Annotated in this window: 19 protein-coding genes and 1 tRNA gene; 8 read left to right on the top strand and 12 right to left on the bottom strand. The window is 67.5% G+C overall.

Annotation, left to right across the window (positions count from 1 at the left end; translation table 11 throughout):
* The first annotated feature begins 2 nt into the window (after positions 1 to 2).
* The 4 genes from ACFVTE_RS00300 to ACFVTE_RS00315 all read left to right on the top strand — a co-directional run bounded on the left by ACFVTE_RS00300 (position 3) and on the right by ACFVTE_RS00315 (position 6,843).
* Complete coding sequence (locus ACFVTE_RS00300) at positions 3 to 836, top strand: hypothetical protein (protein WP_387095264.1); 834 nt, start codon at positions 3 to 5, stop codon at positions 834 to 836.
* A 236-nt stretch (positions 837 to 1,072) separates the two neighbouring features.
* Complete coding sequence (locus tag ACFVTE_RS00305) at positions 1,073 to 2,566, top strand: glycosyltransferase (RefSeq protein WP_387095267.1); 1,494 nt, start codon at positions 1,073 to 1,075, stop codon at positions 2,564 to 2,566.
* Entirely contained in the window at positions 2,563 to 4,710 is a 2,148-nt protein-coding gene (locus ACFVTE_RS00310) for a glycosyltransferase family 39 protein (protein WP_387095270.1), read from the top strand. The genes ACFVTE_RS00305 and ACFVTE_RS00310 overlap by 4 nt, the downstream gene beginning before the upstream one ends.
* Positions 4,711 to 4,716: 6 nt before the next feature.
* Positions 4,717 to 6,843, top strand: a complete 2,127-nt coding sequence (locus ACFVTE_RS00315) for an ArnT family glycosyltransferase (RefSeq protein ID WP_387095272.1) — start codon at positions 4,717 to 4,719, stop codon at positions 6,841 to 6,843.
* 20 nt (positions 6,844 to 6,863) lie between these two features.
* Here the strand turns inward: ACFVTE_RS00315 and ACFVTE_RS00320 are convergent, their stop codons facing one another.
* From ACFVTE_RS00320 to ACFVTE_RS00335, 4 genes are all read right to left on the bottom strand, one after another.
* Entirely contained in the window at positions 6,864 to 7,544 is a 681-nt protein-coding gene (locus tag ACFVTE_RS00320; RefSeq protein WP_387095275.1) for an HAD-IA family hydrolase, read from the bottom strand.
* 45 nt (positions 7,545 to 7,589) lie between these two features.
* Complete coding sequence (locus ACFVTE_RS00325) at positions 7,590 to 7,967, bottom strand: VOC family protein (RefSeq protein WP_387095278.1); 378 nt, start codon at positions 7,965 to 7,967, stop codon at positions 7,590 to 7,592.
* A 66-nt stretch (positions 7,968 to 8,033) separates the two neighbouring features.
* On the bottom strand, positions 8,034 to 8,669 hold the full coding sequence (gene upp / locus ACFVTE_RS00330; RefSeq protein WP_387095281.1) for a uracil phosphoribosyltransferase: 636 nt from the start codon (positions 8,667 to 8,669) through the stop codon (positions 8,034 to 8,036).
* Positions 8,670 to 8,681: 12 nt separating this feature from the next.
* A complete protein-coding gene (locus tag ACFVTE_RS00335; RefSeq protein WP_387095284.1) occupies positions 8,682 to 9,515 on the bottom strand; it encodes a phosphatase PAP2 family protein in 834 nt (277 codons plus the stop codon).
* A gap of 60 nt (positions 9,516 to 9,575) precedes the next feature.
* On the opposite strand from ACFVTE_RS00335, the gene ACFVTE_RS00340 reads away from it, so the two are divergent.
* Positions 9,576 to 10,091: a nucleoside deaminase gene (locus ACFVTE_RS00340; protein ID WP_387095286.1), complete on the top strand. Its 516-nt coding sequence runs from the start codon at positions 9,576 to 9,578 to the stop codon at positions 10,089 to 10,091.
* Positions 10,092 to 10,100: 9 nt separating this feature from the next.
* Here ACFVTE_RS00340 and ACFVTE_RS00345 read toward each other — a convergent pair whose 3' ends face one another.
* The 4 genes from ACFVTE_RS00345 to ACFVTE_RS00360 are packed head-to-tail and all read right to left on the bottom strand — an operon-like array spanning position 10,101 to position 13,919.
* Positions 10,101 to 11,324, bottom strand: a complete 1,224-nt coding sequence (locus ACFVTE_RS00345) for a DNA glycosylase AlkZ-like family protein (RefSeq protein ID WP_387095289.1) — start codon at positions 11,322 to 11,324, stop codon at positions 10,101 to 10,103.
* Positions 11,321 to 12,457, bottom strand: a complete 1,137-nt coding sequence (locus ACFVTE_RS00350; RefSeq protein WP_387095292.1) for a glycosyltransferase family 4 protein — start codon at positions 12,455 to 12,457, stop codon at positions 11,321 to 11,323. Before ACFVTE_RS00350 ends, ACFVTE_RS00345 begins: the two co-directional genes overlap by 4 nt.
* 7 nt (positions 12,458 to 12,464) lie before the next feature.
* A complete protein-coding gene (locus ACFVTE_RS00355; RefSeq protein WP_387095295.1) occupies positions 12,465 to 12,863 on the bottom strand; it encodes a 6-pyruvoyl tetrahydropterin synthase family protein in 399 nt (132 codons plus the stop codon).
* Between the two features lie 3 nt (positions 12,864 to 12,866).
* Positions 12,867 to 13,919, bottom strand: coding sequence for a zinc-binding alcohol dehydrogenase (locus tag ACFVTE_RS00360; RefSeq protein WP_387095298.1), 1,053 nt, complete (start codon positions 13,917 to 13,919; stop codon positions 12,867 to 12,869).
* 137 nt (positions 13,920 to 14,056) lie between these two features.
* Between ACFVTE_RS00360 and ACFVTE_RS00365 the strand changes: the two genes are divergently transcribed.
* Together ACFVTE_RS00365 and ACFVTE_RS00370 are read left to right on the top strand one after the other, a co-directional pair.
* Positions 14,057 to 14,146, top strand: a tRNA-Ser gene (locus ACFVTE_RS00365).
* A 282-nt stretch (positions 14,147 to 14,428) separates the two neighbouring features.
* A complete protein-coding gene (locus ACFVTE_RS00370) occupies positions 14,429 to 15,814 on the top strand; it encodes a cation:dicarboxylate symporter family transporter (RefSeq protein WP_387097080.1) in 1,386 nt (461 codons plus the stop codon).
* 184 nt (positions 15,815 to 15,998) lie between these two features.
* Here ACFVTE_RS00370 and ACFVTE_RS00375 read toward each other — a convergent pair whose 3' ends face one another.
* Positions 15,999 to 16,364, bottom strand: coding sequence for a hypothetical protein (locus tag ACFVTE_RS00375; RefSeq protein WP_387095300.1), 366 nt, complete (start codon positions 16,362 to 16,364; stop codon positions 15,999 to 16,001).
* A gap of 123 nt (positions 16,365 to 16,487) precedes the next feature.
* On the opposite strand from ACFVTE_RS00375, the gene ACFVTE_RS00380 reads away from it, so the two are divergent.
* Positions 16,488 to 17,075: an SRPBCC family protein gene (locus ACFVTE_RS00380; protein ID WP_387097082.1), complete on the top strand. Its 588-nt coding sequence runs from the start codon at positions 16,488 to 16,490 to the stop codon at positions 17,073 to 17,075.
* Here the strand turns inward: ACFVTE_RS00380 and ACFVTE_RS00385 are convergent.
* Genes ACFVTE_RS00385 through ACFVTE_RS00395 form a run of 3 tightly spaced genes read right to left on the bottom strand, consistent with a single transcriptional unit; the run spans position 17,065 to position 23,826 of the window.
* Positions 17,065 to 20,202, bottom strand: a complete 3,138-nt coding sequence (locus ACFVTE_RS00385; RefSeq protein ID WP_387095302.1) for an efflux RND transporter permease subunit — start codon at positions 20,200 to 20,202, stop codon at positions 17,065 to 17,067. The two genes, ACFVTE_RS00380 and ACFVTE_RS00385, sit on opposite strands and share 11 nt — an antisense overlap.
* A 1-nt stretch (position 20,203) precedes the next feature.
* Complete coding sequence (locus ACFVTE_RS00390; protein WP_387095305.1) at positions 20,204 to 20,656, bottom strand: hypothetical protein; 453 nt, start codon at positions 20,654 to 20,656, stop codon at positions 20,204 to 20,206.
* Positions 20,653 to 23,826 (bottom strand): efflux RND transporter permease subunit, encoded by a 3,174-nt coding sequence (locus ACFVTE_RS00395; RefSeq protein ID WP_387095309.1) that lies wholly within the window; start codon positions 23,824 to 23,826, stop codon positions 20,653 to 20,655. The genes ACFVTE_RS00390 and ACFVTE_RS00395 overlap by 4 nt, the downstream gene beginning before the upstream one ends.
* Between the last annotated feature and the right edge of the window lie 42 nt (positions 23,827 to 23,868).

The raw sequence follows: 23,868 nt of genomic DNA on the forward strand, positions 1-23,868 counted from the left end.
CCATGTCTGAATTTATGACTCAGGCGCGCCCTGAACGCGCCTCGCACAAGCCTGGCAGCACGATTTCACGCCACCGCGCAGAGCCGGCCCAGCCCAAGACTGCACTTGGCCGCTTCGCTGCAGGCCTTCCGTCCTTCGGCCGCCGGGCAGCCGTCCTGACCACCGCCGCCGCCGTGCTCGTTGGCGTCGGCGCCGCAGGCCACGCGGCCGACCAGGCTGCGCCTACGGCGGCCCAGACGACCGCAGCCACCGCCGACGCCGGGCAGACGCTGAGCTTTGACAAGACGCTGATCTCCGCCCTGCCGGCCCCGTCCGCAGCGTCCGTCGCTCCGCAGTCCGCCACCAAGCCCACCGCCAAGGCTGCGGCCCCCAAGGCTGCGGCCCCCAAGGCCACCAAGGCTGCTGCCCCGAAGGCGGTCACCAAAGCTGCACCGAAGGCCGCTCCGGTTGCCAAGGCCGCCCCCGCGCCCGCCGTCAAGGTGGCCGCCAAGGTTGCCCCCGCGAAGGCTGCTGCGCCTGTTGCCCTGAACGATCCCGCCGGTGCCCAGGCCTACGCGGCCAGCAAGCTGGGTTCCTTCGGCTGGTCCGCAGACCAGATGCAGTGCCTGAAGCGGCTCTGGACCAAGGAATCGGAATGGCGCACGACGGCCACCAACGCGAGCAGCGGCGCCTACGGCATCGTCCAGTCACTGCCCGCCGAGAAGATGGCGACCGCCGGAGCGGACTACCGCACCAACTACCGCACCCAGATCAACTGGGGCCTGGACTACATCAAGGAGCGCTACGGCTCCCCGTGCGGCGCCCTGGACTGGCACCTCGCCCACAACTGGTACTGACCGGTTGCCGCGGCCGGACCGGCTGACGGCGAGCATTTCTGCACCGCTTTAGGGTGCCCGGCCTAAGCGCCAAGGGCCCCGGATCCGCCAGGATCCGGGGCCCTTTTGCTGTCCACACGCTTCCCGCGGCGGGCAAAGTGGTGCAGAAATGCGGCAATCACCTGCAGAAACACTTCCACAGCCCCCACACAGCTAGGCCCTAAAACCCTCATAACAGCGGCCGCCACTGTTGATGCATGACCATCACTGACCAGGCCTCCGGACCCCAGCCGCACCCACCGCTGCACACCCAGCCACACCCGCTCCATGGCGCCGTCGCGGCCGGACACGCCCCGGTGCAGACCCTCATCAGGCAGACGCGGCGGTCGCCCATCGACACCTCCACCGCGGCACCGGTGCTGGACGTGACCATCCCGGTCTACAACGAGGAGCGCGACCTGGAGGAGTGCCTGCGCCGGCTCCACGCCTACCTGCGCGGCACGTTCCCGCACCCGTTCCGCATCACCGTTGCGGACAACGCGAGCACCGACGGCACGCTCAACGCCGCCGAACGCGTGGCCCGGGAACTCCGCGAGGTCACCGTGGTGCACCTCGAGGAGAAGGGCCGCGGCAACGCCCTGCGGAAAGTCTGGCTGGCTTCACCGTCGCCGGTCCTGGCCTACATGGACGTGGACCTCTCCACCGACCTGGCCGCACTGGGTCCGCTCCTGGCCCCGCTGATCTCCGGCCACTCCGACCTGGCCATCGGCACGCGGCTGACCCGCAGCTCCCGGGTGGTCCGCGGGCCGAAGCGCGAATTCATCTCCCGCAGCTACAACTTCATGCTGCAGTCCCTGATGGGCGCCCACTTCAGCGATGCGCAGTGCGGTTTCAAGGCCATCCGCGCCGACATCGCCCGGCGGATCCTGCCGCACACCGTGGACACCGCCTGGTTCTTCGACACCGAACTCCTGGTCCTCGCCGAACGGTGCGGCCTCCGCGTCCACGAAGTGCCGGTGGACTGGACCGACGACCCGAACTCCAGCGTGGACATCGTCCAGACGGCCCTCGCCGATATGCGGGGCATGGCCCGGCTCAGCAAGGACATGGTCACCGGCCGCATCCCGGTCGCCCAACTCCGCGCTGCGTTGGCCCGCGGCCCCCTTCCCGCCGCCTCACGCAGCCAGGAGCAGAGTCCGGGCGGCAGCCTGTTCGGCCAGCTGGTGCGGTTCGGCACCATCGGCGTGGCCTCCACCCTGGCGTATCTGGTCCTCTTCTATCTCTGCCGCAACCTGGTGGACCCGCAGCTGGCCAATCTGCTGGCCCTGCTCAGCACGGCCGTGGCCAACACCGCCGCGAACCGGCGCTTCACGTTCGGCATCGCCGGCACCACCGGTGTTGCCCGCCACCACTTTGAAGGGCTGCTGGTTTTCGGGATCGGGCTCGCCCTTACCTCCGGCGCGCTCGCCCTGGTCCACAGCGGCGCACTGCCGGGAGGCACGACGCCGGACCGCTGGCTTGAGCTCGCGACCGTCACCGGCTCGAACCTCGCGGCCACGGCCGTGAAGTTCCTGCTGTTCCGGCTGTGGGTCTTCCGGCGGCGGCCAGTCCCCGCAGACCCTGCCCCGTCCACCATCAACGCTCCCGCAGACCCTGCCGCGTCCACCACCAACGCTCCCGCAGATCCTGCCGCGTCCGAGGCATCCCTCCCGCAGGCATTCGACCCGACCACAGAAACGGCACAGTCATGAGCACCACCGCCACTCCCCCAAACCAGACTACGGACCATACCCAGCGGCACGGGTCGGTAGGCGCCGCGCACCCCGTGCCGGCTGGGTCCGACGATCGGGCCAGCCACGAAGCCGTGCCGCAGCGGAGCCGCCGGGCCGGCAGGGCATCCCGGCTGCTGCTGGGAAACCAGCCCCGCTGGATCCGGCCCTCGGCCTCGGCCCTGCTGGCGTTCACCGCGGTGCTCTACCTGTGGAACCTCGAAGCCACCGGATACGCCAACTCCTTTTACGCGGCAGCCATCCAGGCAGGCACCAAGGACTGGACGGCGCTGCTGTTCGGCTCCCTCGACGCCGGCAACGCGATCACCGTGGACAAGCCCCCGGCGGCGCTGTGGATTCCGGCCCTCGTGGGCCGGGTGTTCGGCTTCTCGCCGCTGAGCATGCTGGTGCCGCAGGCACTCATGGGCGTGGCCGCCGTCGGACTCCTCTACCTCACGGTCAAACGAATCTCCGGCCCCGCGGCGGGTCTGCTCTCCGGCGGAGTGCTGGCGCTGACCCCGGTGGCCGCACTCATGTTCCGGTTCAACAACCCGGACGCGCTGCTCACCCTGTGCCTGGTGCTGGCCGCCTACCTGACCACCCGGGCCATTGAAAAGGCCGGCTGGAAGTGGCTGGCGGCGGCGGGCGCGGTGATCGGCCTGGCCTTCCTGACCAAGATGCTCCAGGGCTTCCTGATCGTTCCCGGCCTCGCACTGGCCTACCTCTGGGCAGCCCCCACCACGCTCGGCAGGCGTTTCCTGCACCTGCTCACCGCCGCAGGGGGCATCGTGCTGGTGGCCGGCAGCTACATCGCGCTGTTCCAGCTCACGCCTGCGTCGGCCCGGCCTTACATGGCAGGGTCCGAGACCAACAGCTTTCTGGAACTGACCTTCGGCTACAACGGCCTGGGCCGCATCACCGGATCCGAAGGCGGCATGGGCGGTGGCGGCATGCCCGGTGGTGGTGGCGGCATGGGCGGAAATATCGGCTTTGGCGGCGCCGCAGGGATCACCCGGATGTTCGGGACCAGCTTCGGCGGCGAGGTGTCCTGGCTGCTTCCGTCGGCCCTGATCCTGCTGGTCGCGGGCCTGTGGTTTACCCGCCGCGAGGCACGCACCTCCCGTACCCGCGCGGCCCTGGTCCTCTGGGGCGGCTGGCTGCTGGTCACCGCCGGGATCCTGAGCTTTATGGGCGGCACCGTCCATCCCTACTACGCCGTTGCGCTGGCCCCCGCTATTGCCGCGCTCGTGGGCATGGGCGCCGTGGAACTGTGGCGCGGCCGCGCCCACCTGCCCGCCCGGATTACCCTGGCAGCCGCGGTTCTGGCGGCATCGGCCTGGTCCCCGGTGCTCCTGGGGCGCGATGCCACGTGGCTGCCCTCGATCAGGGTAGCCGTGGTGATCCTCGGTGTGCTGGCCGCAGCCGCGCTGCTGCTCGGGCTCGATTCACTCAAAGCGGTTCCTGCCCGGTTCCGCAAGACGGCAACGGCAACCGTCGTGGCGGTTTCTCTGCTGGCCGGCGGGCTGGGCAGCACTGCCTGGACCTTTGCCACGGCAGCCCAGCCCCACTCCGGATCGATCCCGACGTCGGGCCCCACCGCCTCCGCGATGGGCGGACCGGGCGGACGCGCCGGCTTTGCCGGGCCGGGAACCTCCGACTCAGGGCTGGCTGACGGATCCGGGCCGGCACCCAACGGTTCTACCGACGGCGGCACTGCTTTCGGAGGCAACGCTCCCGATGGTACGGCTCCGGGCGGTACTTTCCCCGGCGGTGCCATGGGTCCCGACGGCGCCGGCACGGCGAACTCCGAACTCACGGCGCTGCTCAAGGAGAGCACCGCAAAGTGGTCCGGGATTGTTTCCGGCGCCAGCCAGGCAGCCAGCCTGGAACTCGCCACGGGCACCAGCGTGATTGCCCTCGGCGGCTGGAACGGCGGCGACCCCTACCCCACCCTCGCGCAGTTCCGGGAGATGGTGGCCAACGGCGAGATCGGCTACTTCATCTCCGGCGGCGGGATGGGCGGAGGCGGCGGACGCGGCGGCAACTCCGAGGTGGCTACCTGGGTTGCGGCCAACTTCCAGGCGCAGACCGTTGGCAACTCCACCGTCTACAAGCTGACCAAATAGGCAACCATGACCGACACCATTCCCCGTTCCCCATCAACAGCCGAAGGCCGGATCCGACGCCTCGGGCTTCTGCGGCGAGGGTTCCTGCGTGCAGGGCCGGAGCGGACCAGGCAGCAACAGACCGGGCAACCCCTGACCGGCCAGCCACAGGCCCCGCTGCGGTCACGGCCGAAGTGGCCGTCCCGGGCGGAGCTGCCGTCCCGGGCGGAGCTGCGCTCCCGGCTGGAACTTGCCGCGCTCCTGCTCGGCACATCAGTCCTCTACCTGTGGAACCTGGGCGCCTCCGGCTGGGCCAACGCCTTCTACTCGGCGGCCGCCCAGGCCGGATCGCAGGACTGGACGGCGTGGTTCTTCGGCTCGTCCGACTCCGCCAACGCGATCACCGTGGACAAACCGCCGGCCGCCTTATGGATCACCGGTCTCTCGGTCCGCCTCTTCGGACTGAACCCGTGGAGCATCCTGGTGCCGCAGGCGCTGATGGGCGTGGCCACGGCGTGGCTGCTCTACCTGGCCGTGCGCCGCGCCGCCAGGCCCGCCACCGGAGACGACCGGCTGGCCCACCTCAGCGGCCTGCTGGCCGGGGCGGTGATGGCCCTGACGCCGGTGGCCACCCTGATGTTCCGCTTCAACAACCCAGACGCGCTGCTGGTGCTGCTCATGACGGCGGCCGCCTATGCCGTGCTGCGCTCCATCCAGGATGTGCGCTTCCGCTGGCTCCTGCTGGCGGGCGTGTTCCTGGGCCTTGGTTTCCTGACCAAGCAACTGCAGGTACTGCTGGTGGTGCCGGGACTGGCGGCAGGCTACCTGCTCGCCGCCCCGGCCAGTCCCGGGAAGCGGCTGCTTCAGCTGGCAGGCGCCGGAGCGGCACTGGCGGTCTCGGCCGGGTGGTGGCTGGCCGCCGTCGAGCTTATCCCCGCGGCAAACCGACCCTACATCGGCGGCTCGCAGACCAACTCCATCCTTGAACTGACTCTTGGGTACAACGGCCTGGGCAGGCTCAACGGCGACGAGACCGGCAGCGTCGGCGGCGGGAGCGGCTGGGGCACGCCCGGGCTGCCGCGGCTCTTCAACAGCGAGTTCGGCGGGCAGATCGCCTGGCTGCTGCCATCCGTCCTTATCCTGACGGGAGCCCTGCTGTGGATCGGCAGGCGGGCGCCGCGGACCGATGCTGTCCGGGCCTCGGTGGCGATCTGGGGCCTGTGGGTGGTGGTCACCGGACTGACGTTCAGCTTCATGGCCGGCATCATCCATCCGTACTACATGGTGGCCCTGGCACCCGGAATCGCAGGCCTCGCGGGTCTGGGCGGCGTCCTGCTCTGGCAGCGCCGTTCCCTGCCGGCCGCCGCGGTACCGCTCGCCGCCGCCGTGGCAGTCGCCGGCGCCCTGGCCTTCCAGCTGCTGGGCCGCTCCCCCGCCTACGTCCCGTGGCTCCGGTGGGTAGTGCTGATCCTGGCGCTGATGGCTGTGGTCCTGCTGCTGCTTCCGCTCGCACCCGCCGGCTCGCCCGGCAAGGCGCTGCGGCGTACGACGGCGGCTGCCGCGGTCGGCGCGGCCCTCGCCGCACCGCTGGCCTACTCAATCACCACGGCGGCTACCGCACATTCCGGCGCGATCGTCAGCGCCGGGCCCGCAGCAACAACGGGAACCCGCGGCAACTTCGCCGGGCTGGGGAACCTTGGCAGGCAGGGAGCGCTCGCCGGCCCGGGCGCGCTCGCGAATCCCGGCACGGCAAATGCCACCCGGGCACCCGGCGGATGCGGCGGCCGAGGCGGCGGCATGGGCGGCCTGCTGGGTACCAGCACGCCGCCGGACATCCTGGTGACCGCGCTGAAGACGGACGCGGCAAACTACACCTGGGCCGCCGCCGTCGTGGGTTCCAACAATGCGGCCGGCTACCAGCTTGCCGCCGAACTGCCGGTCATGGCCGTCGGCGGCTTCAACGGGACCGATCCTGCCCCCACGCTGGAGGAGTTCCAGCAGCTCGTGGCGGACGGCAAGATCCACTACTTCATCGGCGGAAGCATGATGCAGGGTGAAACCGGGTCCGACGCCGCGGCGCGCATCTCGGAGTGGGTGGCGGCCACCTTCCAGGCCGAAACCATCGGTGGCGCCACGGTGTATGACCTGTCCTGACGGGTTCAGCCGGGCGCAGGCTACAGTCGCAGCGAGATCGCCGGGCGCCCGTCCTCGCCGGCTTCAACCGTAGCGGTGACGGCGGTGTAGTCCGGAATGTGCAGCACGCCGTCGGGAAGGACGCCGGTGTTCGGGCCCACCGCGACGGTCCGGATGCCGGCGGCGACTCCTGCGGCGATGCCGGCGGGGGCGTCCTCGAACACCACCGCCTCCGCTGGGTCGGCCCCGAGCAGTGACGCGCCAAGCAGGTAGCCCTCGGGATGCGGCTTGCCGCGGGACACGTCCTCGGAGGTGACCATCGCCGCCGGAAGCTCCACCCCTGCCGCCGCCATCCGGACGGTGGCGAGGTCGCGTGACGCCGACGTCACCAGGGCCACGGCGTCGGCCGGCAGCGACTCCAGCAGCCACAGCGCACCCGGCACCGCGACGATGCCGTCGGTCTCTGTCAGTTCCATGTGTCCCAGCTCGGCAGCCAGGGCGTGGATATCGGCGCCCTCCGGCGCGAAGCGGCGGACAGTGTCCAGCGCCTGAACCCCATGGGAGGTGCGGAGGATTTCCTCGATATCAAGTCCGTAGCGCCCGGCGAACTCTGTCCACACGCGCTCCACGATGGCCGTGGAATCAACGAGCGTGCCGTCCATGTCGAACAGAACGGCACGGGCTGTCAGCGTGATGGTGGCGGACTCGGCAGGTAGGCTCATGGCTTCCATCCTGCCTTATCCGGTCCGCAGGCGCGCCGTTCGGCATTAGCCGTTCGGCCGGTTGGGCAGGTACTGCACTGCCCACTTGTTGCCGTCGGGGTCCGCGAAGTAGACGAAGTGGCCCCAGTCCTGGACGTCCACGTCACTGACGTCCACGCCGTTCGTTTTGAGCTGGTCGTGGGCCTTGTTGATGTCGCTGACCACCAGCTGAAGGCTGGGCGCCGTGCCCGGAGGAGCATCGTTGAGGCCCTCCCCGATGGCTATCGAGCAGCCCGAACCAGGCGGGGTCAGCTGGACGAAGCGGATGCCGTCCATGGGCCGCTCGTCGTAGTCGGCGTTGAAACCGACCTTGTTGACGTAGAAGTCCTTGGCGCGGTCCACATCGGACACGGGGACGAAGACGAGTTCAAGTTTCCAGTCCATGGTGCACAGGCTAGCCGGGGCGCGCTGCCCTGCGGAAGACCTCCGCGGGTGGACTTTGGTGGGGGTCTACCCGGCGATGCCGTAGAGCCGGTCGCCGGCGTCGCCCAGGCCCGGCACAATGTAGGCCTTCTCGTTCAGCTTCTCGTCGATGGAGGCGAGGACGATGGTGACGTTGGCGTCCCTGAGTTCCTCCTCCAGCTTTGCCAAGCCCTCCGGGGCGGCCAGCAGGCAGATGCACGTGACGTCGGCGGCTCCGCGCTTGAACAGGAACTTGATGGCCTCCCGGAGCGTGCCGCCAGTGGCGAGCATCGGGTCGAGGACGAAGATCTGCCGCCCGGAGAGGTCGTCCGGCAGCCGTTCCGCGTAGGTGATGATGTCCAGGGTTTCCTCGTCGCGGGCCATGCCCAGGAAACCAACTTCGGCTGTGGGGACCAGCTTGGTCATGCCCTCGAGCATGCCCAGCCCGGCGCGCAGGATGGGAACCACCAGCGGCGTGGGCTTGGTGAACGCGGTGCCCACCGTCGTGGATACCGGGGTTTCGATGGTGACCGGCTGGGTGCGGACGTCGCGGGTGGCCTCGTAGGCGAGGAGCGTGACCAGTTCCTCGGTGAGCTGGCGGAAGACCGGCGACGGGGTGTTCTTATCCCGCAGGACGGTGAGCTTGTGGGCGACCAGCGGATGGTCCACGACGAGTGTGCGCATGGGTCAAAACTATCACCCGGCGCTTGGCTCCCTGCCCCTGGTTCCGGCTTCTCCCCCGGCATCGGAAGTCCCCTGAAGGCGCTCCGCCCGGTCCGCCTTGCTGCCTTTGATATGGGCGGGATGTTCGAACGTGGGTGCGGGGCCCGCATGCTCCCGACGGCGGAAGTGATGGAACAGCCGGTGGGCCAGGATCACGACGCCCATCCAGGCCGCCCCGATCAGCCAGGCTGCCATCACATCCGTCAGCCAGTGGTGGCCCAGGAATACGCGGCTCAGTCCCATGGCGATGATGAACACCGCGCCGGCGGCGATCACCCATGCCCGTGCCGATGTCTTCCGGAACTCCAGGCACACCAGGTACACCACGATGCCGATCACCACCGTGGTGTTCAGTGTGTGCCCACTGGGGAACGACGGCGAGAATTCGAAGGGGGGAACGGCGTCGATGTGGTCAGGACGGGTACGGCCCAGCAGCGTCTTGCCCACGCTGGTGGCCGTGACGGAGACGGCCGCCGCGCCGCCCACCAGGATGAGCGGCCGCCAGCTCCGGCTGGCGTAGATCAGCCAGGCAACGAGGATGCTCGCCAGGATGGGCATGCCAATGCCGCCGCCGATGTTCGTGAAGGCCGTGACCGCTGAGTCGAGGGCGGGGTTCCGGAACTCCTTGGCCAACTGGAGGGCGGGTTTGTCCAGGCCCGAGACGCCGTCCTGGTCCACGACACTGTTGTACACCTCGGCACTGAGCAGCGTCAGGGTAACCACCATGAAGCCGCCGACGATGAGGGTGATCCACAGGGCCGCGTAGGGCCCCAGCCACCTGCCGTACCGCTCAGTCAGGGACTTCATCGTTACTCCCGGCGCTTGCGTTGTCCGATGCTAAGTATCCTTCGAAACTATCATTGACCCATGGCCCCGGCAGATCCGCAACACCTGGAATGGATGGGCCTTGCCCTCGAAGAAGCCCGGCGGGCCCTGGCCACCGAGGACGTCCCGATCGGCGCCGTCGTGATCGGTCCGGACGGGACGGTCCTGGGCAGCGGACGCAACGAGCGCGAGGCCCTCGGCGACCCCACCGCGCACGCCGAGGTGGTGGCCATCCGCGAGGCCGCCGCGCGGCTGCGGGAACGCGCTGCCCTCGACGGCGGCAGCGGCGACGGGTGGCGGCTGGAGGACTGCACGCTGGTGGTGACCCTGGAACCGTGTGCCATGTGCGCCGGAGCGATCGTCCTGGCCCGGATCCACCGTGTGGTGTTCGGGGCCTGGGATGAGAAGGCCGGGGCGGCGGGCTCCGTGTTCGACATTCTGCGGGAGCGCCGCCTGAACCACTGGGTGGAGGTCTACGCCGGCGTGCAGGAGGACGAATGCGGCGCAATGCTGCGGGAGTTCTTCGCGGCGCACCGCACCGGCAGTCGGCCCAGCTGACTTCGCCGTTTAGCCGGCGCCGTCCAGAGCGTCGATCCGCTCCTTCCGGGACGCGGGCGAATCGAGGCTGAAGGAGCGGAAGTCGCCCAGGTCCTCCCGGATCCAGGTCTCCACCTCGGCGATGCGCTGTTCGACGGCGGGCGTCCGGCCGGCAAAGAGCCAGGCCGCGATCCGTTCGCGGCCGGGATCGTACTGCCAGAGTCCGATGATCCTGCCGCGGTCGAAGATGGGGTGGTCCGGCAGGTCCGCCTGCAGCGCGAGGGTGGTGTTCAGCAGCTTCCGGTCCCTGTCCTCGTCGGCAAAGAGATCACCCGCGTTCCGGCGGTGCAGCACGATCGAATCGGTGCCGGCCAACAGCTGGATCTGTTCCCCTTCCGGGGGGCTGAAGTCGGCGAGGCGCTCGACGTCGGCCGGCAGCATCCAGAGCACGTCGCCGGCGGCGGTGGGAACCTCCACGGCCCCGACGGCGGCGAGCGCCGCCTTGCTGTCGGTGAGGGTGAAGCCGGTGAACCACTGGGATTGCTTGATGGTGGCGCCACCCGTCCAGCCAAGGTAGCGGCGGATCAGCTCCTCGCGGGCACCTTCGGGGCCGAGCCGGCTGGGCGGCAGGCCCCACGGCGTGTAGGCGTAGCGCTGCTGGTCCAGCCGCCCGTTGACCGGCACGCGGCGGATCCGGCCGTCCGCCTGCAGCAGCCCCAACGCGGTGGGCAGCGTGGTGGCGGCTCCCTTCTTCTTGCCTTCCTCGCCCAGGTTCCGGACCGACTCCCCCAGCTCGTCCTTGAGCTGCCGGGGATCCAGCGGACCGTCCGCTTCGCCGAGAACGTGCAGGATCTGTTCCTCCAGCAAGGTTATTTCGCCGCGGTCGACGCCGAGCCTGGCCAGCACCCGGAAGGCCTCCTCAGCGCTTTTGCCCAGGCTCAGCGCCCAGTCGAAGTCCTCCCGGCCCAGCACGTAGGTGCAGCCGCGGGCGGTGGGCAGTTCGTGGATCCTGAGCTCGCGGACGTCCGTGTCCACCTGTCCGCGGCGGATTCCTGCGCGGGCGAAGAGGGTCAGGTACGGGTTGGCGCCGCCTACGGACCTCGCCCAGCCCGCGGCGGCGAGCACCTCCTGGGACGTGCGGCCGTCGAGCGTGCCGTCCAGCCCCTGCCGGTGCCAGGCCCAGGCACGGAGGAACTCCGGGGTAAGGGCGGTGGCAGATTCCACGGTGGCGGCAGACGGGACGTGGCTGGTCATGCCTCATTCTCCATCAGCAGGCGGTTGCGAGGAATGGCGGCATGCGATGCTTCCGGCGCCACGTAGCCGAGCACCTGCCGGGCAGTGGCGTCCCAGCCGGGCAGGAGTTCCCGGCCGGCGAGGGCACGCCGGCGCCATTCGGCACGTAATGCGGGGTCCGTGAGCCAGCTGCGCAGCAGGACGGCCAGCGGCTCCGGGTCCCCGTCGGCAGAGTCTTCGAGTTCGACGGTGGCGCCGGGCAGGGCGGGCGACTCACCGTCCGCTGGCCCGGACGGGGCTTCCGCGCCGAGCCCCAGCGCCTCCACCGCTCCGGTGCCGGCCCGGACGATGACCGGTATCCCGCGGGACACGGATTCGGTGACTGCCATGCCGAAAGCCTCCACCCTGGAGATCAGCAGGCTCAGGTCGGCGGCGTGCCACTGCTGCTCCAGGGCTTCGCCGGTCAGCTCGCCCGGAAGCTGCACCCGCTCACCCAGGCCGTGTTGCTCCACCGCCGCTGCGACCTGGCGGGCATAGTCGGTGTCGGCCGTGTCCGATCCGACGAGGGCCGCCGTCCACTCGAGGTCCAGCAGCCCCGCCAGCGCACGGAGGAGGATCAGCTGGTCCTTGTTGGGGAGCAGTGCCGCCACGGCAAGCAGGCGCGGCGGCCTGGATCCGGCGGCCACCTGGCCGCGTTCGGTTCCGGGCAGCGCCGCGCGGACGCCGGCCAGGCCGTGCCGCCGCGTGATCTCGGCGGCGGCCGAACCGCTGGTGCAGATCACGCCGGCAGCCGCCCGGAGCGCCCGGACTTCCAGGTCCGGGTTTTCGTCCAGCGGCATGTGCAGCAGGACCCATGGCGCGTGGCCGCCGGCGGCGGCCGCCTCCATCGCGTCAGGGGCGCCGGAAGCCACCAGTCCGTCCACGATGGTGACGGTGTTGGTTCCTCCGGTGGTGCCTGCCGTGAGAAAGCCGGCCAGCCGCCGTCGTTCTTCCTTGCTGCCCACCGGCCAGTAGCCGGCGACCGGCTGGATGGTCACCTCGGCGCCCAGATGCTCGAGGCCCTGCGCCAGCGCGGCGTTGTAGACGTTGCCGCCTGAGTTGTGGCGGATGTTTCCGGGAACCAGGAGCCGGATGGCCGGCGGCTGAGGCAGCATGGCGGTCTTAGCGGTGGTCGAACTCGATGGAATAGCTCGCCCAGGCATCGGGGTTTTCCCGCAGGGTGACGTCCAGGCCGGCGAGTTCCCGGCCGTCTTTGTCGTCTCTCAGGCGTTCTGCGACGGCGCCGGCGACGTACTGCGCCAGCGCCTCCGTGGTGCTCAGTTTCCCGGCGAAGTCCGGGTGTTCGTCCAGGTTGCGGTAGTTGAGCCCTGCCAGGACCTCCTCGATCATGCCGCCTGCGGCGCCGATGTCCAGCACGATGGCGTCGTCGTTGAGTGCACGACGGCGGAACGTCACCTCCGCCACGAAGGTTGCGCCGTGCAGGCCCTGGGCGGGCCCGAACGCCTCCCGGGGAAGGCTGTGGGCGATCATGAAGTGGCGTCGTACGGTCAGGCTGAACAATGGTTACCTCGCGTTTTCTGTGGTGTCGTGGTTTTCGGTGACGGGAGCGGCTGCGGCAGAGCCGGCGGCGGGGTATTCGATCACCTGGCAGAGGGCCTCGAGCCGGCCGCCAGCCAGGTCCTGGACCACACCGGGCAGCTCGGCAAACTTGGAGGCGCCCGTGAGGAAGGCGTCGAACACCGGGTCCTGCAGCAGGGACACGGCCAGTTCCAGCCGGTCGGCGGTGGTGCGGCGGTGCCGGCGGGCCCGTGCCACGGCGCCCACCTGGCTGGCCCGGATGGAGAGCCTGCGGGCGTGGAAGTCCTCGCCGAGCGGGATGGTGATTTTCCGGTCGGCGTACCAGGACATTTCGATGATCTCGCCTTCGTCCCCCACCAGCTTCAGGCTGCGTTCCAGGCCGCCTTCGGACGCGGAGCAGTGGAACACGATGTCGCAGTCGCCCAGGGCGTCGTCCGGATGTGCGAAGTCCACGCCCAGCGAGTCGGCGAGGTCCTTGCGGGCGGGGTCAAGGTCAACAAGCTGGAGCCGGCCGAGGGGGAATGTTCGCAGCAGCGTGGCCACCATTCCGCCCACCAGGCCGGCGCCAATCACGGCGACGCGGTCGCCCAGCCGTGGCCCCGCCTCCCAAAGCGCGTTCACGGCCGTTTCCACGGTGCCGGTGAGGACCGCGCGGCGGGGAGGGACGCCGTCGGGAACGCGGGTGAGCGAGGACACCGGGACCACGTAGCGGTCCTGGTGCGGATGGAGGCAGAACACGGTCTGGCCCACCCAGTCCGCCGGGCCCTGCTCCACCACGCCCACGGACAGGTAGCCGAACTTCACCGGCGACGGGAAGGAACCCTCCTGGTGCGGGGCGCGCATCTCCTCGGCGACGCAGGGCGGGACGGCGGCCTGGTGGACCACGAGTTCGGTGCCCTTGCTGATGCCTGAGTACAGCGAGCGCACCAGTGCCTCCTCCGGGCCGGGGGCAGGCAGCTTCTCGCTGCGCAGTTCACCCTGCCCGGGGCCCACGGTCCAATATGCGGTTGCTTCGGCGTGCTGCTGGAAAGTACTCATCTTGCTTATGAATCTAGTGCCCGGCCCCGATGTCCGGGAAGATGCGTCCCGGCGTGACCGCGTGGGACTGCATCCCTGGGGGTGCGAAGCATGCCGTTTTGGGGATGCGGGCCTTGCTCCGGTACCCTATTCAGGTTGGTGACGTGTCCGAGCGGCCGAAGGTGCAACACTCGAAATGTTGTTTGGTGTAAAAGCCAACGTGGGTTCAAATCCCACCGTCACCGCCACGCAGTGAAGACCCCGGTTCCCTTTGAAGAGAGGGAACCGGGGTCTTTTGCTGTGCCCGCAAAATGTAGCCGGCAACCGCCGCCGGGCTTTGTAAGGCGCAATTCGGGCCGGCACCTGCCTGGGAACGGGTCTTGAAGATTCGCTTTTCCGCTGTGTGGAATCCCGCTTCCATTTGTTTACGCCGGCGCCGCTGTTGCGTAGCACGGCTGAAACAAGCCGCACATAACGTCATCTGTGACCTCGGCCATCATTCCTCCTGGCCTCGCACAGTAAGGCGCCACATGAAGATCCCGTCACCTGTATCCCCAGCTGCACTCCCCGCTCCAAGCATGCACCTGCACAAGTCTTTGTTCGTGCAAATCCTGGTTGCTGTCGTGCTCGGAATTGCCATCGGCTACTTCTGGCCCAGTGCAGGCTCCGCCCTGCGGCCGCTCGGTGACGGTTTTATCCAACTCATCAAGATGATCATTGCTCCGCTCATCTTCCTGGTGATCGTCACCGGAATATCGGCTGTAGGCGATGTGAAGGCAGTGGGCCGGGTGGGCGTCAAAGCGCTGGTTTACTTCACCGCGGCCACACTCTTCGCATTGGCGTTCGGGCTGGTTGTGGCCAATGTTGTTCAGCCAGGAGCCGGCCTCAACATCGACCCCGCCAGCCTTTCCCAGGAGGCCCTCAGCGCGAAGACCGCCACGGCACCGCCCAAGGACGCGGGACAATTCCTTCTCGGAATCATCCCCACGAGCGTGGTTGGAGCTTTTGCGTCCAACACGCTGCTTCAGGTGTTGTGCTTCTCCGTATTCTTCGGGGCAGCCATCGTGGTGGTCGGCCGGGAAAAGTGCAAACCCGTCATTGATCTGATGGACACCACCCTCGAACTGTTCTTCAAGATCATGACTTGGGTGATGCGGGTTGCCCCGGTTGGGGCGTTCGGTGCGATGGCCTTCATCATCGGACAGTATGGGCTCAGCTCCTTGAGCACTTACGCCCTCCTGATTGCCGCCTGCTACGGGTCCGCGCTTGTTTTCATCGGCCTCCTGTTCATCGTGGCGTGGGTCTACCCACGGGTCCCTTTGTGGCAGTTCATCAAGTACTCCCGCGAGGAGTTTCTTCTTGCACTCGGGACCGCCTCCACAGAATCAGTGCTTCCGCGCATCATGGCCAAACTGACAAATGCGGGCTGCTCCCGCGCAACCACGGGACTGGTGGTGCCAACGGGCTACTCCTTCAACCTCGACGGTGCAGCGCTGTACTTGTCCATTTCACTGCTGTTCCTCGCCCAGGCATTCGGCCACAGCCTTGACCTGGGGCAGCAACTGGCAGCCTTAGGCATTCTTATGCTGACCTCCAAGGGCATGGCAGGCGTTCCCGGATCTGCTTTTCTTGCCCTCTCGGCAACGGCCGGGGCGCTAGGCATCTTCCCCGTTGCGGGCGTCGCGCTGCTGCTGGGCGCCGACCGGCTGATGGACTCGATGCGTGTAGTGGTCAACCTGCTGGGCAACTGCGTTGCCACGTTCGTGGTGTCGAAATGGGAAGGCCAGTTCGATCGCGATGCCATGCTCGCCGCATTCAACGGGGCCAGCGTGACTGAACGGCCCGATGGATACCCCGCCGAAGCGGAGCTGCAGGAATCACAAACCGAAAAAGCGGGCATCCCCGCTGTTCGATGAGCAAAAAAGGGCGAAAAAGTTGCGCCGATTTGAGACCTAAGCAAGCTTTCCATTAGTTTGGACAGGAGCGCTCCGTGTTCCCCCATATGCGGAGCGGTTGCCTAGAAGAACCCCGCTGCACTCCGGTGCAGCGGGGTTCTTCGCTGTATGGGCCGGCAAAACCGGCGCTCTTACGCCGCGGCTGTTATTCCGTACCGGACCCGGAGCCGGACTTCTGCTCGCGGTCGAGGAGGTTCTTCTTGATCTCGTCCAGCTTCTCCTTGATGACCCGCTCAGCGTCCGAGATGGTCTTCCCCGCGGTGCTGAGCGGGTCCAGCTGCACAAACACCTCGTGCGCAACGGGCAGGTCGTATTCATCCTTCAGGTGCGTGCCGCCGCCGACGCCGTCCAGGGTCAGATACACCTGGGCGTCGGTCCGGGCGATTCCGGCGATCCTGCCGAACACCACGGTGAAGTCGTTCGGCTGAAAGCTGACCGTCTGGCCGACGTGGCTGCGGTCAAGGTCCCCCGCCGTCACGGCCTTCTCATACTGGCTTCCGCTGTAGTTCATCGCTACTCCTCAATTTGGGGGTGGTGACTTACGCCTGCAGTCTATGGCGGACGGGCGTCACGCGCTTGAATGGTTGCAGATCTTTTCGCCGGCGGGAGCGGGCAGGAGCGGCAGGAGGCACAGATGAACGCCAAGGGCACCAGGAGCACGGACTACACCTTCTTCACGGTCTGGCGCGTGGCCGGAACCGCGGACGACGTCGCGCAGATCCTGGGCGACCCCGTCGGGCTGGCCCGGTGGTGGCCGTCCGTGTACCTCCGGGTGGACCCCATTCATCCCGGCAAAGAGAACGGCGTCGGGCGCATGGCCAGGCTGCACACCAAGGGCTGGCTCCCCTACACGCTCCGCTGGACCCTGACCGTCACGGAACCCATCACCAGCACGGGCTTCGCGATCCGCGCCACGGGGGACCTGGACGGGACCGGCCGCTGGACGTTCGAGCAGGACGGCCCGGAGGTCGTGATCACCTACGACTGGCGCGTCAGCGCCACGAAGCCGCTGCTCAGGCGGCTCAGCTGGCTGCTGAAACCCGGCTTCTCCGCCAACCACCGCTGGGCGATGGCCCGCGGCCAGGAGAGCCTGGCGCTGGAGCTGCGGCGCCGGCGGGCGGGAACCGGGACGCATTCCGTCCCCGCACCACCGCCGCCCACGTTCCGCGGGTGGCGGGGCGTGGGCGGCGGATGGACCAGCAGGCTCGCGGCTAGGCGTTAGCCAGGACGGGCTCCGGCGGTGCCTGGTGCCGCTGGGCCTTCGGCTTGGCGAACCGAAGGTACAGCGACGGGACCACGAACAGGTTGAGCAGGGTGGACGTGACCAGCCCGCCGAGGATCACCAGGGCCATGGGATGTTCAATCTCATGCCCGGGGATGTTGCCCAGGACCACCAGCGGCACCAGGGCAAGCCCCGTGGCCAAAGTGGTCATAAGGATCGGCGAGAGGCGTTCCCCGGCGCCCCGCAGCACCAGTTCCGGACCGAACTTTTCACCCTCGTACTTCTCCAGGTGCTGGCAGTGGTTGATGAGCAGGATGCCGTTCCGGGCCGCGATGCCCATGACCGTCAGGAAGCCCACAATGGACCCCAGCGACAGGACACCTCCGCCCATGAAGGCGGCGAACACCCCGCCCACCAGCGCAATCGGGAGGGTGAGGATCACCAGCGTGGCCAGCCGCCAGCTTCCGAAGGCCACCTGCAGGAGCAGGTAGATCACGGCCAGCGCCCCGATGGCGAGTGTCAGCAGGGTGTTGGTCGCCGCCTGGCGCTCCTGGAACTCACCCAGGATCTGGATACGGAATCCCGGAGGCAGCTCCACTTTCTTGAGCCCTTCCTCCATGGCCGCAACCACCGAGGCCAGGGTGCCTTCCTTCACGTTGGCCTGGATGTCGATGCGCCGGGAGTGCGCATCGCGCTGGATGACGTTCGGGGTCGGCTTGACCTGGACACTCGCCACATCGGACAGCAGGATTTTCTGCCCGCTGGGTGTATCGATCGGCAGGTTCCTGATGCTGCTGATATCGGAACGGACCTCCGGCGGGCTCCAGACCTGGACGTCGTAGGCCTTGCCGCCCCGGTAGACGTCGCCGACTTCCTCGCCGGCCACCATGGTTGCCGCGGCCCGGCGCACGTCGCCCGGCTTCAGCCCGTAGCTCTGGGCCTTGGCCAGATCGACTTCGATGTTGACCTGCGGAATGTCCTTCTGCAGCGCCGTCTGGACGTCAATGGCCCCTTCGGTGGCGTCGAAGATGGAGTGGATTTCCGCCGCCTTGGAGCGCAGGAGCGCCAGATCGTCCCCGTAAAGCCGGACGACGACGGCGTTGCTGGCTCCGGTGAGAACCTCACGGATCCTCTCCTTCAGGTAGGTCTGGACGTCCCGGACAATGCCGGGATAGCCGTCCACCACTTCGTGGATTGACTTCAGCGTCTTGTCGTAGTCGACTGCGGGGTCGATGCTGATCCAGTTCTCACCGAAGTACACACCCACGACCTCGTCCGCGTTGAAGGCCTGCCCGATGTGCGAGCCGCAGTTCCGGACACCGGGGATCGTCAGAAGTTCCTCGCAGGCCTTCTGGCTGACGCGGTACTCCTCCGTAACCGACGTGCCCGGCTGGGTCAGCCAGTGCATCAGGAAGTCGCGCTCCTTGAAGTCAGGCAGCAGCGACTGCCCGAGCAGCGGTGCCGTGATGGCACCGATGGCCGCCATGGCGCCGAAGGTCGCGTACCCCGCCACGGGCCGCCTCACCATCCGGCCCAGGACTGCGCGGTAACCCCGCTTGAGCACCCTCACCAGCGGCGGCTCCTGTTCCTTCAGCGGGACTTTCCGCATAAAGATCAGGGCCAGCGCGGGGGTAACGGTCAGCGCCACGAGCATCGACGCCAGCACCGCCAGGGTGTAGGAGATGGCCAGCGGTCTGAAGAAGGCCCCGGTCAGTCCCTGGAGGAAGAAGATCGGCACCGCCGCGGCGATGATGATCAGGGTGGCATAAACGATCGGCCCACGGACCTCCAGTGAGGCCTCCAGGACCACCGATGCCGTGGATCTTGTGCCGCCTTCAGCCCGGTGCTGCCGGAGTCTTCGGATGATGTTCTCGATGTCGATGATCGCATCATCCACCACCACCCCGACGGCAATCACCAGCCCCGCCAGGACCATGGTGTTAACCGATGCTCCTGTGAGGTAGAGGACCGACGCCGCCGTCACCAGCGACAGCGGGATGGCGATCAGGCTGATCAGCGCCGTGCGCCACTGGAAGAGGAACGCGCCCAGCACCAGCACCACGAGGATGCAGCCCAGCATCAGTGCGCGGCTGAGGTTGTCCAGGGACTCCTCGATGAATGTTGCCGGCCGGAAGATCTCCGTATCAACGGTGATGCCGGTGAGTCCCGGCTCCATCTGCTGCAGTGCAGCTTCCACGCCCCTGGTGACTTCCAGGGTGTTGCCCCAGGGAAGTTTCTCGACGATGAGCATCAGGCCTTGGCCCTGGTTGATCACGGCGTCGCCAATGAGCGGCTGGTGGTCTTCCACGACGTTGGCCACATCACCGAGGCGGAGCGGCTTCCCGTTCTTCTCCTCGATGGTGATCTGTGCGAGGTCCTTCGGCGTGGTGATCGGCAGCACGTGCTGGATGCTGAGCCGCTGGTTGGGCGTCTCAATGTGGCCGCCGGTGCCGATGACGGAACCCGGCGAATACTGCAGCAGGCCGGCGTCGAGGGCGTTGGCGGTGACCTCCATGACCTGGTTCAGGCTGACATCGTTGGCCTTCAGCTTGTCCGGAATCGCCTGCACCTGCAGCATCTGCAGGCGCTCGCCCCAGATGGCCACGTTGGCCACGCCGGGGACCCGCAGCAAGTGGGCACGGATCTTCCAGTACGTGATCATGGACATTTCCATCAGCGAGCGCTGGTCCGACGTCAGCCCGATCTTCATGACCCGGCTGGTGGACGACAGCGGCTGCAGGATCACCGGCGGCGCCGCCCAGGTGGGCAGCGACGGAATGACGGTGGCGATCCGCTCCGAGACCAGCTGGCGGGCCTTGAGCAGGTCCGCGCCCGGGGCGAAAATCAGCACGATCGAGGAGAGCTGTTCCACGGACTTGGAGCGGATCTCATCCAGACTCTCGACGCCGTTGAGTGCGTCTTCGAGCGGAACGGAAACCAACTGCTCCACCTCGGCAGCGGTCAGGCCGATGCAGATGGTCTGAATCTCCACCTTCGGCGGCGCAAATTCGGGAAAGACGTCCACAGAGGCCGTGCTGAGCTGGACGCCGCCGAACGCCATCATTGCCACCGCGATGGCCACCACCAAGGCGCGGAATTTCAGGCTGAACCCGACAATCCGGCGCATGTCAGTGACCCTTTGTGCCGAATTCGGCGCCGAACAGCTCCGCGGCACCTACGGTGACAACATCGGTTCCTGCCGGCGGACCGGACCGGAGCTGCACCTTGTTGTCGGCGATCTTGTCCACCGTCACCGCGGCCCGTATGTAGGTCCGCGGCTCGGGATTGGTGTAAACCCAGGTCTTGCCGTTGGCGTCGTAGACCAGGGCACCGTAGGGCACCTGCAGCGGGCTGCCTTCTCCCTTGGTCACCTTGACCGTGGTGATGCCCAGCCTTTCCACTGCCTTGTCCGTCAGGGTCAGCCGGTTCAGGTCCGGACCGGCCTTCTCCATGGTGGATGCTGCCTGCCCGGCGGGCGCCGCCGTCGTTTTCACCGTCGCGCATCCGGAGAGTCCCACCGCCGCTGCGCAGGCCAGCACGAGAACAGGACGCCAGACCCCAAAACCACTATTGCTTTTCATGACAATTCCGACCTCTCTGCCAGAACCGGTCCGTTGTTAATCACCAATGAGCTCCCCCAGTCCGTGTTGGAGCGCGGACCAATGCGGAGGAAGAGGATCGGCAGAATAAAGAGGGTCAGCAGGGCAGAGGTGATAAGCCCGCCCCACACAACCAGTGCCAGCGGAAGGATCATGCCCCCGCCGACCGGGCCGCCGAGCAGCACCAGCGGCACCAGTGCCAGCCCAGTGATCACGGTGGTTAGCACAGTTGGAAGAAGCCGCTCCCCGGCCGCCTGCCGCATGAGATGAGCCGGCGAATCCGACGGGGCGCGGGACTGCAGGGTCTGGTACGTTCCCATCAGCATGACCACGTCCCGGATAGCCAGGGCGAGCACCGCCGCCAGGGCCACCAGCACGTAGACGGAGCCGAAACCGCCGCCCAGGTCGGCGGCGAGGATGCCGCCGGACAGTGCAACCGGCAGCAGCAGGAAGACCAGCCCGGCGAGTCGCCAGTTGCCCAGGACCGTCAGCAGCAGGACCAGGATGCCGGCGGCCGCCGCGAGGGCGAGCCACCAGATAAAAGCACCGGCGGCCTCCTTTTCGGCGTACTGCGGCGGGATATCAGCGTGGTACTCCACCGGGAACTGCATTCCCTTGATGGCGGCCTGGACATCCCGGGTGACATCACCCAGGTTGCGGCCCTGAATGTTGGCCACGACATCTATGCGCCTGGAGGTGTCGTCATGGTGGATCACCGTCTGGTTCGGCCGGAGCGTAACCTTGGCCACGTCACCCAGCCGGACCTGCCCGCCTTCGGGCTTGTCGACCATCATGTCGGTAACGCTGCTCAGGCTGTTCCGGGTGGATTCCGTACCCTTGACGATCACCTGGAAGACCTTCTGCTGCTCGAAGAGGTATCCCACCTCGATGCCCTGCAGGACGGTGGCGGCCGCCCGCCTGACATCACCGGGCTTGATGCCCTGCTTCTGCGCCTTGGCAAGGTCAACCTCAATTTCCGCAACAGGCTGGTCTACCGTGACATCCACCTGCGGATCAACCACGCCGTTTGTACGCGACAGGATTCCGCGGATTTCGTCTGCCTTCTGGCGGAGGATGTCCAGGTCCACACCGAAAACGCGGACCCTGAACTGCCGGTTGTCGATCGCGCTGGCAGCAGCAACCTGCTGCTCCGGGTAGGTGGTGACCTTGGCCGAAAGGCCCGGGTAGCCCTCAACAATCTCCCGCACTTCAGAGCGCACCCTGCTGACGTTGACGCCGTCCTCCATGGTCACCCAGAGTTCGCCGGCGTTGACGTCGGAGGAAGTATCGGAGGTAATGGCACGCCCCACGTGGCCGCCCACGGAGGAGACTCCGCGGATGCCGCCGAGCTCTTCGCTGGCGTTGGTCATGACCCTGTTCATCACGTCGGTCCCGGTGCTTGCCGCCGCTTCCCATTCCACGAGGAGAGTCCGGTCCGGAACAGCGGCCACAACCGGAAGATCCTTCGTGGCTGCAGGGACGATGGCAAGTGCTGCGATGGCCATTGCCGCCGCCGTAAGGGCGAACACCGTGGCCACCGTTCCGGTGAAGGCCCGCGCCGAACGCTCGTACCCGAGCCGCACTTTGCGGACCACCGAAAGGCTGCGCCGGGGACGCCGGTGACCCCGCAGCAGCAGGCTCGCGAGTGCGGGCGTGACTGTCAGCGCGACCAGCATTGCCACGGCGGTGGCCAACAGGTAGGACAGCACCAGGGGCTTCAGGAACGCACCCTCCACGCCCGGCACGAACAGCGCCGGGGCCAGGGCAAGCAGCGCGGTCAGTCCGGCGAACAGGACAGGAACGCGGGACCGCTGCAGCCCGTGGGCAAGCAGGGCCTCGCGCGAAACGCGGTCATCGGCCGATTCCCGCCGGAAGCTGTGCAAGTCGGTGATGACATCGCCGATCACAACAAGCAGGGCAAGGACCAGGCCGGCGAATGCCATGACGTTCAGGACTGCACCCTGGAACTGCAGCACCAGCGCCGCAGCCATGGCCGCCACTGAAATGGAGACGAGGGCCAGCACGGCGTACCGCCAGGAGCGGTATGCGATGCCGATCGCCGCGGTGACCACCATGAGGCTTACCAGCAGGGCAAGGCCCAGGCTGCCGACGGCGGATTCAACGAATGAGGCAGGGCGGAACACCGTGGAGTCCACCGTGATGCCGGAAAGGCCCGGACGCAGGCCGTCCAGTACCGCCTCGACACCCTGCGTCACGTCAGCGACGCTGGTGTCCGGGAACTTCTCGATGACCAGCAGCAGGCCGGGCGTCTTGCCGGTGACGGCATCGCCGATCAGCGGCTGGTGGTCCTCACTCAGGGTGGTGACGTCAGCCAGCGTCAGCGACTTGTCGGTGGCGCCTTCGACGCTGACCTTGCCAAGGTCTGCCGGTGTTCGGATCGGAAGCACGTGCTGGATGCCGATGCGCTGGTTGGCGGACTCGAGGAAGCCGCCCGTGCCCGGGGTTGATGCTTCCAGGAAGCTCAGCGGGGACACCCACACAGCGTTGCCGGCAGTCTCGACCACCTGGTTAAGGGTGACGTTCTTCGCGCGGAGCTGCTTGGGGTCCACCTGCACCTGCAGCTGCTGTTCACGCTGGCCGTAGATGGAGACGTTTGCCACGCCCGGGACACCCATCAGCGCCGGCTTGACGTCCCAGCGGGCCAGGACGGACATATCGATCGGCGACACGTCCTGGGAGGTCATCTGCACCATCATGACGCGGCTCGTCGAAGAGAGCGGCTGCATCAGTACCGGCGGAGATGACACGTTGGGCAGCGCGAAAGCCTGCGTCAGCCGCTCTGCAACGAGCTGCCGGGCGCGGAGAATATCGGTGCCGGGCTCAAAAACCATCTCAATCGAGGAGAGGCCCGGAACTGACTTCGAACGGATTTCGTCGAGCCACGCGACCCCGTTCAGCAGGTCGGCCTCCATGGGCGAGGTAATAAGCTGTTCGACCTCCACGGCGGACAGGCCCAGCGCCTCGGTTTGGATCTCCACATGCGGCGGAGAAAATTCTGGCAAATTATCCACTGGCATGGACGGCAGGGTGGTTAATCCGAACCCCAGAATGCCGGCAGCAGCGGCTAGAACAATCAATCGAAACTTAAGACTCCAGCGGACAAGCCAACCGGTCATAACCTCAGCCCCCATCGTTATTGGCTTCGGCGGCGTTGCCGCAAACCAATGACTGAT

Source organism: Arthrobacter sp. NPDC058097 (assembly GCF_042884885.1).
Lineage (GTDB): Bacteria > Actinomycetota > Actinomycetes > Actinomycetales > Micrococcaceae > Arthrobacter.